Origin of the sequence: Hyphomonas sp., assembly GCF_036964145.1 — a bacterium.
In the GTDB taxonomy this organism is placed as follows: Bacteria; Pseudomonadota; Alphaproteobacteria; order Caulobacterales; family Hyphomonadaceae; genus Hyphomonas.
Genome location: NZ_JBALUC010000004.1, coordinates 1 through 16348, shown reverse-complemented (window position 1 = coordinate 16348; position 16348 = coordinate 1). Strand labels below are relative to the sequence as shown.

Sequence of the window (16348 nt, the reverse complement as noted above, 5' to 3'; positions counted from 1 at the left end):
AATGGGGCAGACGATACGTAGGTCAAGCCAACTCCTTCAACTCCTGCGGCATCATGGACTGGACGATGCTCCGGAACACATCCCCGCGATGTTCAAAATCGCGGAACTGGTCGAAACTCGCACAGGCAGGTGAAAGAAGAATGACCGGATTTTCATCTCCGACGGCTTTCGCATCCCTAAATGCAGCCTGGACTGCATTTTCCAGCGTGCCGCAGGTTTGCAGGGCGACCTTGCCCTTCAGCGTGGCGGCGAAGGAGTCTTCCGCCTCCCCAATCAGGTAGGCTTTCGTGATGTTCGGGAACAAGGGCGCCAGGGACCGGATGCCTTCCGCCTTGGAGACACCGCCTGCAATCCAGTAGGCCTTCTTGTAGGCTTTGAGCGCCTGCTCGGCGGCTTCGGCATTGGTGGCCTTGGAGTCGTTGACGAATTTCACGCCGTCGATCTCGCCGACCATTTCAAGCCGGTGGGCGAGGCCTGGAAATGTGCGGATGCCTTCCATGATGGTCTGCGGGTCGAGGCCCAGCGACCGGCAGGCCGCATAGGCGGCGGCGGCGTTCTGATGGTTGTGACGGCCCGGCAGGGCCATGCAGTCGGACAGGCTTCCGACAAACTGTGCCTGACCGCTGTTGCTGTCATAAAGCCGTCCGTCTACGGCGCTCACGCCCCGTCCGAGCGCATAGGTCGACGAGGCCTGCACCACGCGGGCCGGGCCGTTTGCCGACAGGCCGATGGCGATGGACTGGGTAATCACGTCATCAAAGCCGATGACCGCGACATCCTTTTCGGTCTGGTTCTGGAAGATGCGCATCTTCGCGGCCTGATAGCCATCCATGCCGCCATGCCGGTCCAGATGGTCCGGCGTGATGTTCATCAGGACGGCAACATCGCAATGCAGGCTCTTCACCAGGTCCAGCTGGTAGGAGGACAGCTCCAGCACGTAAATCGCATTGGCATGCAGCGGGGCGAGGTCCAGCACACCCGTGCCGATATTGCCGCCGATGCGCGCATCCCTGCCTGCATGTTTCAGGATATGGCCGATCAGGGCCGTCGTTGTCGATTTGCCGTTCGTGCCGGTGATCCCGACAATCTTCGGGCGGCCACGCTCCGGCAGGGCCTGCACGGCGCGCGCGAACAATTCCATGTCGCCGACGACCGGCACATTGGTCATTTCCGCCATCCGTACGATGCGGTGTGGCTGCGGGAATTTGTAGGGCACGCCGGGCGACAGGACGAGCGCGGCAAAGGTCTGCCAGTCGCGCTTGTTGATGTCTGACAGGGTCAGGCCGGCGGCCTCTGCCTTGGCGCGGGTCTCTTCATTGTCATCCCACGCATGAACACGCGCGCCGCCAGCCTTCAAGGCCTTGGCAGCCGAGAGGCCTGTCCGGCCAAGGCCGAACACTGCAACATCTCTTCCCGCATATTCAGTAATCGGAATCATAGGTCTCGGTTTACCTCAGCTTCAGGGTTGCGAGGCCCGCGAGGGCGAACAGGACGGACAGGATCCAGAAACGCGCGACGACACGGGTCTCAGGCCAGTTCTTCTTCTGGAAATGGTGGTGCAGCGGCGCCATGAGGAAGATGCGCTTGCCCTCCCCCGTAAGCTTGCGGGTGATCTTGAACCAGCCAACCTGCATCATCACCGAGACGGCTTCCAGCACGAACAGGCCTCCAATGATGACGAGCGCAAACTCGTGCTTGGCCGCGACGGCCACGACACCGAGCATACCCCCCAAGCCGAGCGAGCCGGTGTCGCCCATGAACACCTTGGCCGGATAGGCATTGTACCAGAGAAAGCCCATGCCTGCGCCAATCATCGAGGCAAGCAGCACGGTCAGTTCCCCGGTGCCCGGCGTGAACTGGATGCCGAGATAGTCGGCGAACACGAAGTTGCCGGTCAGATAGGCGATCAGGGCATAGGCGGCGGCGGCAAAGGTCATCGGCACAATGGCGAGACCATCGAGGCCATCGGTGAAGTTCACGGCATTGGCGCTGCCCACGACCACGATCATGCCGAACAGGATGAAGAAACCGCCGAGCGGGAAGAAATAGTCATTCACGAAGGGAACCGCGACGCCGCCGGAAAAGGCCGGGTCGGCAGGCTCAACACTGGTCTTGGGCGCGAGGCCGGCAATCGTCTCCGCAAGACCGTTCAGCGGGCCCCATTCGGCATGACCCACAGGCGTATGCGCGCCATGCAGGCCCATGATGAACGCACAGGCGAGCGCCGCAATGCCGAAGCCCGCCAGCAGACGGACACTTGCCGGAACCCCCTCGGCGCTCTGCTTCGAGACTTTGGCAAGGTCATCCAGGAAGCCAAGCCCGGCATAGGACAAGGTCACGAACAGGGTGACCCAGATATACGGGTTTGTCAGATTGCCCCAGAGCAGTACGCCGACCACCAGGCCGAGCCAGATCAGGAAGCCGCCCATCGTAGGCGTTCCCTGCTTCGACAGCTGCGCTTCCAGCGACAGGTCGCGGATCGGCTGTCCCTTGCCCTGCCGGGCACGGAGGAAATTGATGATTGCGTCTCCGAACAGGACGGTCACAAGGAACGCCGTCACCACGGCCGCACCGGACCGGAAGGTGATATAGTTCAGAACATTGAATATTCCGCTGTCAGCGGCCAGCCACTCGTATAGCATCACCCAACCTCTGCGGTGCCTTCTGCCCCGCGTTCCATCTTACCCATTGCCGGCTCGCTCCATTGGCGAATTCGGTCAGCTAGTTTCGCCATCCCGGACGCATTCGAGCCCTTGATCAAGAGCACATCTCCATCCCGGAGTGCGTTTTGCAGAGGATTCCACAGCTCTTCCCATTTGCGGGTCCAGATCTGCTCCAACTGCGGCGGAAGTGCGTCCGAAAGGTGAGTCATCTTGTCACCCACCAGGAAGATTTCAGCCGGTCCGGTATCGGCCACCGGACCTGCCAGGGCCGCATGTTCTGCATCCGACGTTTCGCCAATCTCAAGCATTTCGCCGAGCGCGATCAGTCGCCGTCCGCTGCCACGCCGCGACAAGGCGGCGAGCGAAGCCTTCATACTGGCAGGGTTCGCATTGTAGGCGTCATCGATCAGCGTGATGTGTCCGCCCTGCGGCAGCTGCAGCTGCTCGGCCGTGCCGCGTCCCGGTGGCGGTGTGTAGCCGGACAGGGCCGCCGCGCAATCCTCAATCGCCAGGCCGGACTGGCTGGCGGCCAGCACAGCTGCGGCGGCGTTCATCGCCCAATGCTCGCCAACCGCATTGATCGTGACCAGCACCGGCTTGCCGACAATATCCAGCTGGATGCGGCTTTCATTGCCATCGGTCTCATAGCCGACGATCCGAGCCGTCGCCTCTGCGCTGCGGCCAAAACTTTCAAGGTTCCCGGTCGGGCAGAAGCGCCGCGCGCGGCCAGCGAGATAGTCGAAGAATTCGTCATCGGCCGGCAGGATGAACGCGCCTCCGGCTTCCATGCCGCTGAAGATGTCGGCCTTTTCGTGCGCCACCGCGCTCAGCGAGCCAAGCCCCTCAAGGTGTGCGCCAGCGATGCAGGTGACGACACCCGTATGCGGACGGACCATCTGGCTGCGCGGCGCAATCTCGCCCGGCGTCGACATGCCGATTTCGAACACGGCGCGCAGGGTCTCTTCCGGCATCCGGGCCAGAGTCAGCGGCACGCCCCAGTGATTGTTGAAACTCTTCACATTCCAGTGCGCCGGGCCGAAGGCGCGATAAATCTGGGCCAGCATTTCCTTGACGCTGGTCTTGCCGGCCGAGCCGGTCACCGCCGTGCGATGCGCGCCGCAGCGAACCCGCGCGGCCACGCCCAGCAATTCAAGCGCCGCCTGCACATCCTCCACGACAAGCTGCGGCCCCTGCCCGACCTGCCGTGAGACAAGCGCGCCAGCAGCCCCGGCCGCGAAGGCCGCCTCGACAAAATCATGCCCGTCGCGCTGGTCTGTCAGCGCCACGAACAAATCGCCCGGCTTCAGGCTGCGCGTGTCGATCGACACAGAGCCGGTCACCGCGAACGGGTCCGTCGCCTTGCCGCCCGTGACGAGGGCCATGTCGGAAGAGGTCCAGAGCGGCGCGCTCATCCGGCACCGCCTTTCAGCGCATCCAGCGCTGTGTCCTGATCGGAGAACGGGATCACTTCATTGCCGATGATCTGGCCGGTCTCATGCCCCTTGCCAGCGATCACCAGCGTGTCGCCTTTTTTGAGTTCCGCAATGACTGTCCGGATCGCCTCGCCGCGATCCCCCATTTCGCGGGCATCCGGCGCCGCAGCAAGGATGGCATGACGGATCATGTCCGGGTCTTCAGAGCGCGGGTTGTCGTCGGTGACGATCACATCATCAGCCTGGCGCGCCGCGATCTCGCCCATCAGGGGCCGTTTCTTGGCATCGCGATCACCGCCGCACCCGAAGATGACTTTCAGTCGTCCGGCTGTGTGCGGACGAACGGCGCGAAGCAGCACATCCAGCCCGTCCGGTGTGTGGGCATAATCGACAAACACGCCTGCGCCCGCCTCGGTCTTGCCGACCAGTTCGAGCCGCCCCTTCACGGGTTTCAGCCTGGAGAGGCCCTCCATCACCTGATCGACGTCCATGCCGAGCGACAGGCAGATCGCGGCAGCCGCCAGCGCATTCAGCGCCTGGAACTCGCCAATCAGCGGCAGTTCGAACGGCTTCAATTCCACATCGCGCCAGAACAGGCTGAGCACCTGACCCGTCGCACGCGGCATGATCTCGTCAATCCAGAGATCCTCGCCGCGCCAACCAAATGAGACGATTTGCAAGCCATGATCGGCTGCGGCTTTCTCGAAGACTTCGCGATGATCGCTGTCGGCATTCACGATGGCCGGCAGGCCCTGCCCGCCAAAGTCGCGGAACAGGCGCAGCTTGGCGTCGAGATATTCTTCCATCGTCGCGTGATAATCGAGATGGTCCTGCGTGAAGTTCAGGAAGGCGACCGCTGCGAGATCCACGCCATCAAGGCGATGTTGCTCAAGGCCGTGGCTGGAGGCCTCCATTGCGCAATGAGTCACCCCCTGCCCGGCCAGCTCGTGCAGGGTCTCATGAATGGTGACCGGATCGGGTGTCGTATGGCCGACATCGATCTTGCCCTTCGGGCCGATGGCACCAAGCGTGCCCATCGAGGCCGCCGACAGGCCGGCATTCGCCCAGATCTGGCGGCAGAAATCCACGGTCGAGGATTTGCCATTCGTGCCGGTCACGGCGGCAATGGTTTTCGGCTGCGCGACATGGAAGCGCTTTGCGGCAAGGGCCAGCGCGCGGCGCGGCTCGTCTGCAATCACATGCGCCGCGCCATCGACGGCGATGCCGCCTTCGGACAGAACGGCAACCGCGCCCTTCTCGACCGCCTGCGGAATATAGTCCCGGCCATCCGATACGGTGCCTTTCAGCGCCGCAAACAGATAGCCCGGCGCCACCCGGCGGCTGTCAGCGGTCATGCCTTTGATTTCGATGTCTCCCTGCTCGATGAGCGGGAACAGGTCTTTCAGTCTGGTCACAAGGAACTCCTCTTCTCCTGGCCGGAGCGGAGGACGGCGCCTGCGGGGCGAATATCCTCGAAACGCGGAGCGAGGCCCAGGAGCGGGGCAACACGTTCGATTATTCGTCCCGCCGCCGGAGCCGCATTATACGCCGCCGTGACGCCGGCCCCTGATCCGGCCTTCGGATCATCGAGGGTCACGATCAGGGCATATTGGGGGCGATCATAGGGAAAGACAGCCGCAAAGCTCGTGACATTGTGGTCATCATCATAGCCGCCAAGGATCGGCTTCTCCGCCGTGCCGGTTTTTCCGGCGACGCGGTAGCCGGCCACTTCGGCATTCTTGCCCGTGCCGGTCAGCACGGCTTCCCGCATCATGACATTGACCATCTCGGCGGTCAGGGCGGACATCACCCGCACAGGCGCAGGCCGGTCGCGATTGTTCATGATCAGGGTCGGCTGCACCCGCTCGCCCCCATTCGCAAAGGCGGAAAAGGCGGCGAGATAGGCCATGGGCGACACGGCAATGCCGTGTCCGTAGGAGACCGTCGCGGAATAGAGATCGTCAAACCGTTCCGGCAGGATCGGCGCAGAACTGCCCGCCAGTTCGATCTTCACCCGCTCCATCAGGCCGGACCGTCTCAGGAAATCCTGCTGGCGGCGCGGGCCGAGTTTCTCATTGATCCGGACCGTGCCGATATTGGAGCTTTCGGAAATGATGTGCGTGATGTCAGCATCGCCGTGGAAGGGATGGTCATCCTCGATCGTGAAGCCGAGAATTTCCAGCGGGCGGCGCACATCGAACAATTCCTTCGGGTGTACCACGCCTGCTTCGAGCGCGGCGGCGACCGTGAACGGCTTGAAGACGGACCCCAATTCATAGACCGCGCCGGTCGCGCGGTTGAGGCGCGAAGAATCCGACATCGGAATGTCGACCGAGCGGTTGGGATCAAAAGGCGGCCAACTGGCCATGGCGCGGACTTCGCCGGTCTGCGCATCCAGCAGGATCGCCGCGCCGCCTTCAGCTTCATGTTCTGCGGCCGCTATCGAAAGTTCCGCCTCGACCGCCGCTTGCACGCCATTGTCGATGGTCAGGCGAATGGGCTCGCCGCCCGCGGCAAGACGCTCATTCTGGCTGTATTCGATGCCGCCCGCGCCGATGCCGTCAATATTCGTATAGCCCAGAACATGTCCGGCCAACGTGCCGCGCGGATAGGCCCGGCGGCTCTCTTCCTCGAAACGCAATCCTTCAAGGCCAAGGTCGAACACGGCCTTGCGCTGGCGCGGGGTCAGGCCGCGCTCCACCCAGACAAATTCCCGGCTCTGGTCGGACAAGCGCCGGGTCATCTCGGCGACATCCAGGTCCGGCAGCACGGTGGCCAGCGCGTTGGCGACGTCCGCGCCGTCCCAAATCAGTTTCGGATTGGCGACGAGAGAGTATGCGGAGACAGAGGTAGCGAGCAGCTCCCCATTGCGATCGACAATATCGGCCCGCACGACACGCTCGGCCTTCTGGCCAGACACATGCGCAGGCGCCTTGCCCCCCGCAAGCGACAGATAGCCGGCCTTGCCAGCCAGAACGACAAACAGCGCGCTGACCGCGAGGCCAGCAAGCCGTGTCCGGTTCCGGGAGGCTTCGCTCACTCGGGCCCCTCCCCGTCTTCGGTGGGTGCGGGAGCTTTCACAGCGAGGCTGTTGGGTTCGCCCACCAGCGCATCAAGGTCCCCCTCGGATGCCATTTGCTCCGGCTTCGGCGGGGCCATGCCCAGCTCGGTGCGGGCATATTCCTCGATCCATTCGCGGCGGCTCATATGCGACAGTTCGGTTTCCAGCAGCGCCTTTTCCTCACGCGCTTCCTCAATCTGTGCCTCGACGGCCATCAGTTCAGCGGCGGTATCCTTCGCACCATATTTGGCGCGGTAGAGACTGACGATCAGCAGGCCGACAACGACCAATCCAAACAGGAACGCACGACGGCTCATAGGGCATCCTCCAGGTCTGAGAGGGGCGGCAGGTTCATGCCGTCGCTGGCCTCTTCCTCAATGGCGGGCGCGCTGGTCCGGATCGCGGCCCGCAACTTGGCGGAGCGTGCGCGCGGATTGCCTTCAACTTCGTTATCAGACGGCAGAACCGCTTTGGAAACAGCGAGTTCGAACGTGGAGTCCGGCCCCTTTTGCGCAACCGGCAGATGGCGTGATCCGCCGCCCATTTTCCCGGCCCGCTTCTTCAACCATTGCTTTACCATACGGTCTTCCAGCGAATGGAAAGCGACGATCACGAGACGGCCACCGGGGCGCAGCAGGCGTTCCGCCGCGTGCAGCGCGCGGGCCAGCTCTCCCAGCTCGTCATTCACATACATGCGGATGGCCTGGAAGGTCAGCGTGGCGGGATGGATACGCGCGCCCTTGCGCCCGCCCACGGCCTTCTCGACCGCATCGGCCAGTTCGGTCGTTGTCTCGAAAGGTGTCTCATCACGATGCAGGACAATTGCCCGGGCAATCCGGCGCGCCTGGCGCTCTTCGCCGAGCCGGAAGATGATATTGGCGAGATCCTGCTCGCTCATCCTGTTGACCACATCCGCCGCCGTTGGGCCGGTATCGCCCATGCGCATGTCCAGCGGGCCATGCTTCATGAAGGAAAAACCGCGCGCGGCCTGGTCAATCTGGAAACTGGAGACCCCGATGTCGAGCACCACGCCATCGACCTGCTCATATCCCGCCGCGCGGACGATTTCGTCCATTTCGCCGAAGCGCCCGGGCAAGGGTACGAGGCGTTCCGTCTCTTCCGCCATCTTCCGGGCGCGCTCAATGGCATCCACATCGCGGTCAATGCCAATCAGGGTACATTTAGAAGACCCAAGAATGGCGCGGCTGTAGCCGCCGCCGCCAAACGTGCCATCAACAATGATCTCCCCATCCCTGGGGGCGAGCCATTCCAGCACTTCATCCAGCATGACGGGCTTGTGGCCGGGGTCCGGAGCGAGGGGCGCGTCCTGTGTCATCAGCTATCGCCCCCATCCACGAGTTTCAGGGCGGCGTTCCCGGAGGCCTGCTGGTGCAGCACTTCGGAATACGCGTGCCCGAGCGCTTCCAGCGTGTCTTCCTTGGCGGCTTCGGCGGCCATGGCATCGAAATGCTCGGCATGCCGGTCCGGGTTCCAGATCTGGAAACTGTCCATATTGCCCGCGAATTTCACGCGATCTGTCAGGTTTGCGGCCTTCATCAGCTCGTCAGACAGCTTGATGCGGCCCGTATCATCCATTTTCAGGTCGGCGGACCCGGCAATAATGCGGGTGACGAGCGCCTTGCGGGCGGGGGAGTGCGGGGCAAGCCGGGTCAGTGTCGCGCGATACATTGCCATCAGGGCTTCGCCGCCGCCTTCCAGGCAGCCCGATCCATCCAGCGCCAACCAGAGGAAAATCCGGTTTCCACCGCCCAGCGCAGCGCGAAAGGAAGCGGGGATCGAAACCCGTCCTTTTGCATCAATAGCGCTTTCATAGGTGGAAACAAACACCCGCCAACCCTGACTTATTCTGCCTAAACCCCGCATGGGTAAACCATGTCTTAACGTGGAGTATCATGGGACACTATGGGCCTCAATGGGCGGGGTGGAGGAATTGAAATATCCACATCCGGAAACCATTGGAACAAAGATGAAATATATAGGGAACATACCGGAACTCCCATATGGGCCAGAATGGGCGGGGCGAAATTTTCCGTTCTGAATCAGGCCGCTGCCCTCCCCTGCCGTGGCAGGCAACGCATGAAGAAAAGGACATGTCTTTTTTTGCCGTTTTCCACAGCTGGTCAGGGCGATGACCTGCAATTGGTCATTTCGGCTCCGCATCACTTCGCGAATGCTTCGAATCGCAAAAAAGGCCCCGAAGCAATGCTTCAGGGCCTCTCTATGGGTCTTGGGTCGCGCGGGTGCGAGACTATCAGGCCGGCTCTGCGACCGTCACGGCTTCTGCGGCCAGAACGCGGGCGACGGCATTGACGACTGCGCCGATCCGGATGCCAGCTTGAATCTGCTCCGTCGACAGGCCGTGCTTGCGCAGTTCAGCCTCATGCGCGTCCAGGCACATGCCACAGCCATTCACGGCCGACACGCCGAGCGAATACAGCTCGAAATCAGCCTTCTCGATACCCGGCGCGCCAATCACGTTCATGCGCAGCTTGGCCGGCAGCGTCCTGTAGGTGGCATTGCTGATCAGGTGGATCGAGCGGTAGTAGACATTGTTCATGCCCATGATGGCACTGGCCGCTTTCGCAGCCTTCAGGGCGTCGGGGCTCAGCTTGGCCGCGGCTTCGGCTTCCAGTGCGGCCAGGGTCTGGGGCTCGCCCACAGCATGGGCACAGGCAAGGAAACAGCCATATTTCTGTTGGTCGCTCAGCAGCGTCTCATTCATCAGCGAGCCGAGATTGAGTTTCAGGTCCTTCGCATAGTCAGGCAGCGAAGATTTCAGGGACTCGATAGACATGAATCCTCATCCTTCCGGAGTCAGTAGTACGATGTGGGGGAGCGAATGGGCCCGACAAGCCTTCTGGCTTTGGGGTGGGAGTGCCAACGTCCTGGAACTGGGTGGACGGAAGACCTGCCGGACCTTTCGCGACGCTGAAGGGAAGACGCCCCATGGGTGGGGGAGGGAGTAGGACGTCTTCCCAGGAGTTCCAGCGTGCGCTCTATATATGCGCGACCTAGGCAGCTGGTTCCAAAATATCTCCGCCAACCGGACGATTACATGGGCACAGCTCGTCGGTCTGCAGCGCGTCGAGCACGCGGAGCGTGTCTGCCGGGCTGCGGCCAACGTTCAGATTGGTCACGTAGACGTGCTGAATGACGTTGTGCGGATCGACCACGAAGGTGGCGCGATAGGCAACGCCTTCGGATGGTTCACGCACGCCGAGACCATCAACCAGCTCGCCGCGGGTGTCGGCAAACTGCCAGATCGGCAGTTCAGCCAGATCGGCATGGTCGCGGCGCCATGCCAGCTTCACGAACTCGTTGTCGGTGGATCCGCCGAGCACAACCGCGTCGCGGTCTTCGAAGTCGCCAGCCAGGCGGGCGAATTCAGCGATTTCGGTTGGGCAAACGAAGGTGAAGTCTTTCGGGTAGAAGAAGATGACCTTCCATTTACCCTCGAAGGAATCCTGCGTGATGGGCTCGAACGCGCTCTCGCCATTCTGCTCATGCTGCATGAATTTCGGCTTTACGCCCGTAACGGTGAACTCGGGAAGCTTTTCGCCAATGCCAAGCATAGTGGATCTCCTGGGATAAGATTTTAGGCTGCCGGAACGGTGGGCCCGGTGCGCGTGCTTTCTCGCAGTTGCGGCAAAAAGGAAAATTGATAATTCCCATTCGCGGTATAGATTGTCTCTATGATTATACCCACTCTTCGCCAACTGCAGTATCTAGTGGCTCTTGGAGAGACCGGCTCGTTCTCGCGGGCGGCCGAGGCGTGCCATGTGACGCAGCCCACCCTGTCCGCCGGAATCAAGGAGTTGGAGGATCTGCTGGGGGTGAAACTGGCCGAACGCGAGCCCCGCGGCGCCAAGCTGACCCATGCCGGCGAACTGGCGGTGGCGCGCGCCAATGCGCTGATCAATGACGCCCACTCCCTGGTCCAGTCGGTCCAGAGCGCCGGCGCCCTGCTGACCGGCCCGTTCCATCTGGGCGCCATCCCGACCATCGCCCCCTTCGTGCTGCCCGCCACGGTGCGCGCGCTCAGCGAGCAATACCCTGATCTCAAGCTCTATTTGCATGAAGAAAAGACCCCCCGCCTGATCGACCAGCTGCGCACCCGCACGCTGGATGCGGCCCTGATCGCCCTGCCCTGGGATGTGCCGGGCATCGAGATGCTGCCCCTGTTCGATGACGAATTCCTGTTTGCCGCCCCTGCCGCGCACCCGCTGGCCAGAAAGAACGGCCTGTCGCCAGAGGATTTGTCGGGCGAAAATCTCCTCCTGCTCGAGGATGGCCATTGCCTGCGGGACCATGCGCTCTCAATCTGCCGGATGAAGACCGGCAGCGGAACCGATCAGGTGGCCGCCACCTCGCTCGGCACGCTGGTCAACATGATTGCCGGCGGGCTCGGCGTCTCGCTCCTGCCAAAACTCGCGACCGACAATGGCCTGAACATCGGCCCGGACGTGGCCGTGCGCGAATTCGTCAATCCTGTCGTCGGCCGCCAGATCGGCATTGCCTGGCGCACCGGCAGTCCGCGCGAAGCCGATGCCCGCAAGATTGGCGAAATCGTCAAGGCTTACACCCGGCATTAGGCCCCTTCCCCGCCCGGAAGATCAGGATTTCATCTTGACGAAGCCTTTGCCTGAGCCTAACCGCATAACACGTTATATAACTGATTATGGAAATCCATGATGAGCCAGGATATTCTCACACACATCGGCTATCTCGGCCTTGCCAGCCGGCTGAAGCGCCTTGCCGACCGGCTGCAGGCTGAGGCTGTCAGCGTGTTCGACGCGCGCGCCTACCCGATCCAGACGACGCACTTCCCTTTGATTGCCGCTCTGGAAGCAAACGGCCCGCTCAGCGTGAGCGCCGCCGTCGAGACCACCGGCGTCAGCCAGCCCGCCATCACACGCATTCATAATGCGCTCCAGAAGATGGGCCTGACCGACACGCGCCCGATCGAAGGCGACAATCGCCAGAAGGAAATCTTCCTGACCCCGTCCGGCGAAGCCCTTGTCGCGGAAATGCGGGCCAGCTTCTGGCCCGCTGTGCGCGAGGCCGCCCAGCAACTCTGCCTCTACCCTGATCACGACTTGCTGGCGGAAATCAGCCTCGTGGAATCACGTCTCGCCGACCAACCCCTGTCGGGGCGGATCGAGGCGCTGGCCAATCCGGCGGGTCTGAAAATCGTGGAATTCTCAGACGAGCTCGCCCCACATTTCGACCGCATCTCCCGCGAATGGGTCGAGGAGATGTTCCGGCTGGAAGCGGAAGACATCGCCATGATCGAAAACCCGCGCGCCAAGGTGATCGACAAGGGCGGCACCATCCTGTTCGTCGAAGATCCGGAACTTGGCATCATTGGCACCTGCGCGCTGATGCCGATGGAGGATGGCGGAGTGGAGCTGACCAAGATGGGCGTACTGGCCTCCGCGCGTGGGCGCCGGGCCGGAGATTTCCTGATGCGGCAAATCCTGAAACGGGCCCGCCAGATGGAAATCCAGAACCTCTTCCTGCTGACCAACTCGAAATGCGCCTCCGCCATCCGGCTCTATGAAAAATACGGCTTCCGGCATGATGACGAGATCATGCGCCGCTACGGCCACCGCTATGAGCGCTGCAACGTCACCATGTCCTACGCGATGCCTGCCGCCCAATGAAAAAGCCCCGCCGGTGTGGCGGGGCTTTATGGCCGGTCTGAGCCGGCATTTCCCTTTGGCCTTGGCCTAGCTCGCCTCGCGTTCCTGGCGCTCCTGGCGCACGTCGAGATCGTATTCGCGGACCTTGCGGTAAAGCGTCGAGCGGCCAATCCCCAAACGACGGGACACTTCGCTCATATGGCCTTCATAGAAGTCGATGGCATACTGAAGAATGTCGCGCTCGATATCGCTCAGCGTGCGCAGTTCGCCTGCTTCATCCTGGATGGAGACCGGACCTGCATCGCCCGACGGGGCTGGCTCGGCAGAGTCCTGAACCATGCTAACCGGTGATTGCGGCAGCGTCGCCGCATCCGGCATCTGGCCGGAAATCTGCGGGAAATCCTGCGGGCGCAACTGGTCACCATCACACAGAACCACCGCGCGGAAGACGGCATTTTCCAGCTGACGGACATTGCCCGGCCAGTCAAAGGCATACAGGATCTTCATCGTGTCATCGGCCACGCCGGACACTTTCGCGCCTTCGCTGGCATTGAAGCGGTTCACGAAATGATCAACCAGGGCCGGAATATCGTCGCGGCGCTCGCGCAGGGACGGCATGTCGACCGGATAGACATTGAGGCGATAGAACAGGTCTTCGCGGAACGTGCCCTCGGCAACTTGCTGCGACAGATCGCGGTTGGTTGCGGAAATGATGCGCACATCCACCTTGGTCGGGCGGCGTGAGCCGACGGCATCCACCTCCCCTTCCTGCAGCGCGCGGAGCAGTTTGACCTGTGCGTCCAGCGGCAGTTCACCGACCTCATCGAGGAACAGCGTGCCGCCATCGGCCTCGACAAACTTGCCGAGCGCTTTTGAGACCGCACCGGTAAAGGCGCCCTTCTCATGACCGAACAGGATCGACTCGACCAGATTTTCCGGGATGGCACCGCAGTTCACGGTCACAAACGGCTTGCCCGCCCGGCCGGATGCGCCCTGGATACAACGGGCAACAACTTCCTTACCCACACCGCTTTCGCCGAGGATCAGCACCGGAATATCCGAGCTGGCCGCGCGTTCGGCGAGGCGGATAACCTGGCGCATGGGCGGCGCCGTGGCGATCATGTCGTCAAAGCTCATGCCGCCTTCGGCCTTGCGGGACAGGCGCTTCACCTCCCCCGACAGCGATTGCAGCTTCAATGCATTGCGGATCGAGACGACGACGCGTTCCGGATTGGCCGGCTTCACGATGAAGTCGACCGCGCCGCGGCGCATGGACTGAACAATCGTGTCAATCCCGCTTGTGGCGGTCAGCATGATGACGGGCAGGTCGGCGCGTTTCGCCGACAGGCGCTCCAGCGTATCCATGCCCGACAGGCCCGGCATGGTCAGGTCCAGCAGGACCACGTCGATGCCATCCTTAGGGTCGGCGGCAAGCGCGAGGCCCGCTTCGCCGTCAGGTGCCGTGCGGCAGGCAAACCCGGCCTTTTCAACAGCCGCCTGAAGCAGGCGGCGCTGTGTCGGATCGTCATCAATTACGAGTACCGTCTTGGCCATCTCGAATACTACCCTTCCATACACGGAGCGGATTTGAAGCCGCCCCTGAACCCTGTTTTTCTGACACAAAGCGGAACAGTCTCGTCCCGTATCGTTACGCCCCGTTCTGACACAGCGAGGTGGAAGTCTGGTTGAATGGAAGGGTGAAATTTCACTCAAATCTGAATCGCCCTACGGCTTCGCCTTGCGAGGGCAGCGTGGCAACGCGCACTTGCAAACGTTGAAACTGCTCACCCCTGAGGGACGAAACGGCTTAAAGCCGGGCGCATGGGCTTCACGGTTTATTTCAATCTATTTCAACGCCGGGAATCAGGGACACCTCCGTATTGACGGTCTTCGCACGTGCGAAAACCCTTATTACCGCCCCGGCCCGATCTCTGCCTCTGCAATATTTGCAACACGTTCCGACTGGTCATACTAATTTTCCACACCCGTTCCGGGATGCCCCCCCTTCACGGGACATTCGCCCCGCCCTCCGCCCCGTGATCACAATGCGGGCCAGAAAGCCAATTGTGCATGTGCACAGGCCGTTAGGGGCCCGAAGGGACCATCGACAAGGTTCGCAAAACTTCCTAGAGACCGTCGCTGATTTAGGCCTTTTTCGGCCGGAATAGACCAGCTGAATACCTAAGGCTGCGCGGGTGTGTGGGACGCAGGCATGCAGGAAAAGAGACAGCTTATTTTTCGTTCGGACGACAATGAAAATGAAAAGGACTCGCCCCGGGATCCGCTGCGGGACGCGCTTCGGAAATCCTTCGAGGACAGTTTGAAAGCGCCGCCGTCCCCGCGTCTGGAAGACTTGATGGCGCAGCTGCGCATCAGGGAACGCGCAACGGGCCGTGAAAATCTGGATTAGATCAGATCAGGTCTGGCCGAGGGCCGCGCCGCCTAGTGCGCGTAAAGGGGCTGACGGATCAGTTCGGCGAGCAGGTATCCGCCAAGCGAGCGCTCAAACTCGACGCCCACGGCCGCTCCGGCGCGCCAGCGCACCGTGCAGTCGACCTGGAAATGAGGCTCAGCCGGCGTCCGGCGCAGCAACAGGTGAAACGTTTCCGGCAAATCGGACCAGTCGCCAATCATCAGGCAAGCGCCGTCGACCGACAAATCCTGCACCAGAATGCTGCGGGCGTCGCTGTAATCCTTCAGGACAATCCGCCCGGCCGTCTGGAGGCGCACACGTACGCTGCGTCGCATCTCTGTGGGGCCGGCATCCGTCCTGGACTGAGTTGGCATAATATCGGTCATCGCAATTAGTATGCGTGAACGACGTATTGGTTCCATTCGCGTGCAGTCTTTCAGCAGGCGATCAAAGCCCGTTTATCAGACCCCGGAAGCCCCCGCGTCAGACGAGGTCGAGAGCCCGCAGCACGGCGCCCTGGTCGAAATAGGGCCGCTCGCAGATAATCCGGTCACTGCCGGGCGCGAATTCGAACGTCGCGGCCATGCGCACCTTGAAACGCCGCCCTGTCGGCTCGATCGTGGTCTTGCCGACCTGCAAGGGCCCGGTATGCGTTCCGGTCAGCCAGAATTCGACCAGCAATTTGTCCGTCGCCTCATCCACCGCAATCGAGATGATCTCATTGTCCTGGTCCGGAAAGGGCGTGCGCGACAGGTCGAAATAGCGCCGCACAGCCGCCTCCCCGTCAAACACCTGCCCGCCCCCATGCATCTCGTAGCGGGGATGCTCGAACGTCGCGATGACCGCATCCCAGTCATGCGTCACCTCCAACGCCATATGATTGCGGACATTCGCGATACGGGCTTCGGTCAGGGGGTTCATGTCAGCTTCTTTTTTCCAGTAACTACTTATACGGAAGCCACTCTACGGCCGATTTCCAGCATAGTAAGCTCGTTCTCACTCACTGGCCTTAGAGTCTGAATCAAAATGCTCATTCATAAAATCAGGCTCTTGCAAGCCTTCGCGTTGCGATACGGATATGGGCGATGAAGAGCCAGGCGATGGCGCTTTCGAGG

At 61.9% G+C, this 16348-nt stretch carries 15 protein-coding genes; 2 read left to right on the top strand and 13 right to left on the bottom strand.

The window, feature by feature from the left end:
* Window positions 1-22: 22 nt before the first annotated feature.
* The 10 genes from murD to V7660_RS12170 form a co-directional block, all read right to left on the bottom strand.
* Window positions 23-1438 carry a UDP-N-acetylmuramoyl-L-alanine--D-glutamate ligase gene (gene murD / locus V7660_RS12215; RefSeq protein WP_335603328.1) on the bottom strand — a complete coding sequence of 472 codons (1416 nt, stop codon included), beginning with the start codon at window positions 1436-1438 and terminating at the stop codon, window positions 23-25.
* A 10-nt stretch (window positions 1439-1448) separates the two neighbouring features.
* Entirely contained in the window at window positions 1449-2642 is a 1194-nt protein-coding gene (gene mraY / locus V7660_RS12210) for a phospho-N-acetylmuramoyl-pentapeptide-transferase (RefSeq protein ID WP_335603327.1), read from the bottom strand.
* Window positions 2642-4075 carry a UDP-N-acetylmuramoyl-tripeptide--D-alanyl-D-alanine ligase gene (locus V7660_RS12205; RefSeq protein WP_335603326.1) on the bottom strand — a complete coding sequence of 478 codons (1434 nt, stop codon included), beginning with the start codon at window positions 4073-4075 and terminating at the stop codon, window positions 2642-2644. The genes mraY and V7660_RS12205 overlap by 1 nt, the downstream gene beginning before the upstream one ends.
* Complete coding sequence (locus V7660_RS12200; protein ID WP_335603325.1) at window positions 4072-5511, bottom strand: UDP-N-acetylmuramoyl-L-alanyl-D-glutamate--2,6-diaminopimelate ligase; 1440 nt, start codon at window positions 5509-5511, stop codon at window positions 4072-4074. Before V7660_RS12200 ends, V7660_RS12205 begins: the two co-directional genes overlap by 4 nt.
* Window positions 5508-7136, bottom strand: a complete 1629-nt coding sequence (locus V7660_RS12195) for a peptidoglycan D,D-transpeptidase FtsI family protein (RefSeq protein ID WP_335603324.1) — start codon at window positions 7134-7136, stop codon at window positions 5508-5510. The genes V7660_RS12200 and V7660_RS12195 overlap by 4 nt, the downstream gene beginning before the upstream one ends.
* Window positions 7133-7474: a cell division protein FtsL gene (gene ftsL, locus V7660_RS12190; RefSeq protein WP_335603323.1), complete on the bottom strand. Its 342-nt coding sequence runs from the start codon at window positions 7472-7474 to the stop codon at window positions 7133-7135. The genes V7660_RS12195 and ftsL overlap by 4 nt, the downstream gene beginning before the upstream one ends.
* Window positions 7471-8493 (bottom strand): 16S rRNA (cytosine(1402)-N(4))-methyltransferase RsmH, encoded by a 1023-nt coding sequence (gene rsmH, locus V7660_RS12185; RefSeq protein WP_335603322.1) that lies wholly within the window; start codon window positions 8491-8493, stop codon window positions 7471-7473. Before rsmH ends, ftsL begins: the two co-directional genes overlap by 4 nt.
* On the bottom strand, window positions 8493-9005 hold the full coding sequence (locus V7660_RS12180) for a division/cell wall cluster transcriptional repressor MraZ (RefSeq protein ID WP_335603321.1): 513 nt from the start codon (window positions 9003-9005) through the stop codon (window positions 8493-8495). The genes rsmH and V7660_RS12180 overlap by 1 nt, the downstream gene beginning before the upstream one ends.
* A gap of 424 nt (window positions 9006-9429) precedes the next feature.
* Entirely contained in the window at window positions 9430-9972 is a 543-nt protein-coding gene (locus V7660_RS12175) for a carboxymuconolactone decarboxylase family protein (protein ID WP_335603320.1), read from the bottom strand.
* Window positions 9973-10189: 217 nt separating this feature from the next.
* Window positions 10190-10750, bottom strand: a complete 561-nt coding sequence (locus V7660_RS12170; protein ID WP_335603319.1) for a peroxiredoxin — start codon at window positions 10748-10750, stop codon at window positions 10190-10192.
* Window positions 10751-10870: 120 nt separating this feature from the next.
* Between V7660_RS12170 and V7660_RS12165 the strand changes: the two genes are divergently transcribed.
* Both V7660_RS12165 and V7660_RS12160 read left to right on the top strand, forming a co-directional pair.
* Window positions 10871-11770, top strand: a complete 900-nt coding sequence (locus V7660_RS12165) for a hydrogen peroxide-inducible genes activator (RefSeq protein ID WP_335603318.1) — start codon at window positions 10871-10873, stop codon at window positions 11768-11770.
* 99 nt (window positions 11771-11869) lie between these two features.
* A complete protein-coding gene (locus tag V7660_RS12160; RefSeq protein WP_335603317.1) occupies window positions 11870-12841 on the top strand; it encodes a bifunctional helix-turn-helix transcriptional regulator/GNAT family N-acetyltransferase in 972 nt (323 codons plus the stop codon).
* Between the two features lie 66 nt (window positions 12842-12907).
* Here the strand turns inward: V7660_RS12160 and V7660_RS12155 are convergent, their stop codons facing one another.
* From V7660_RS12155 to V7660_RS12145, 3 genes are all read right to left on the bottom strand, one after another.
* Entirely contained in the window at window positions 12908-14374 is a 1467-nt protein-coding gene (locus tag V7660_RS12155; RefSeq protein WP_335603316.1) for a sigma-54-dependent transcriptional regulator, read from the bottom strand.
* Window positions 14375-15262: 888 nt separating this feature from the next.
* Complete coding sequence (locus tag V7660_RS12150) at window positions 15263-15568, bottom strand: PilZ domain-containing protein (protein ID WP_335603315.1); 306 nt, start codon at window positions 15566-15568, stop codon at window positions 15263-15265.
* Between the two features lie 148 nt (window positions 15569-15716).
* Complete coding sequence (locus tag V7660_RS12145) at window positions 15717-16154, bottom strand: ester cyclase (protein WP_335603314.1); 438 nt, start codon at window positions 16152-16154, stop codon at window positions 15717-15719.
* Window positions 16155-16348 lie beyond the last annotated feature (194 nt).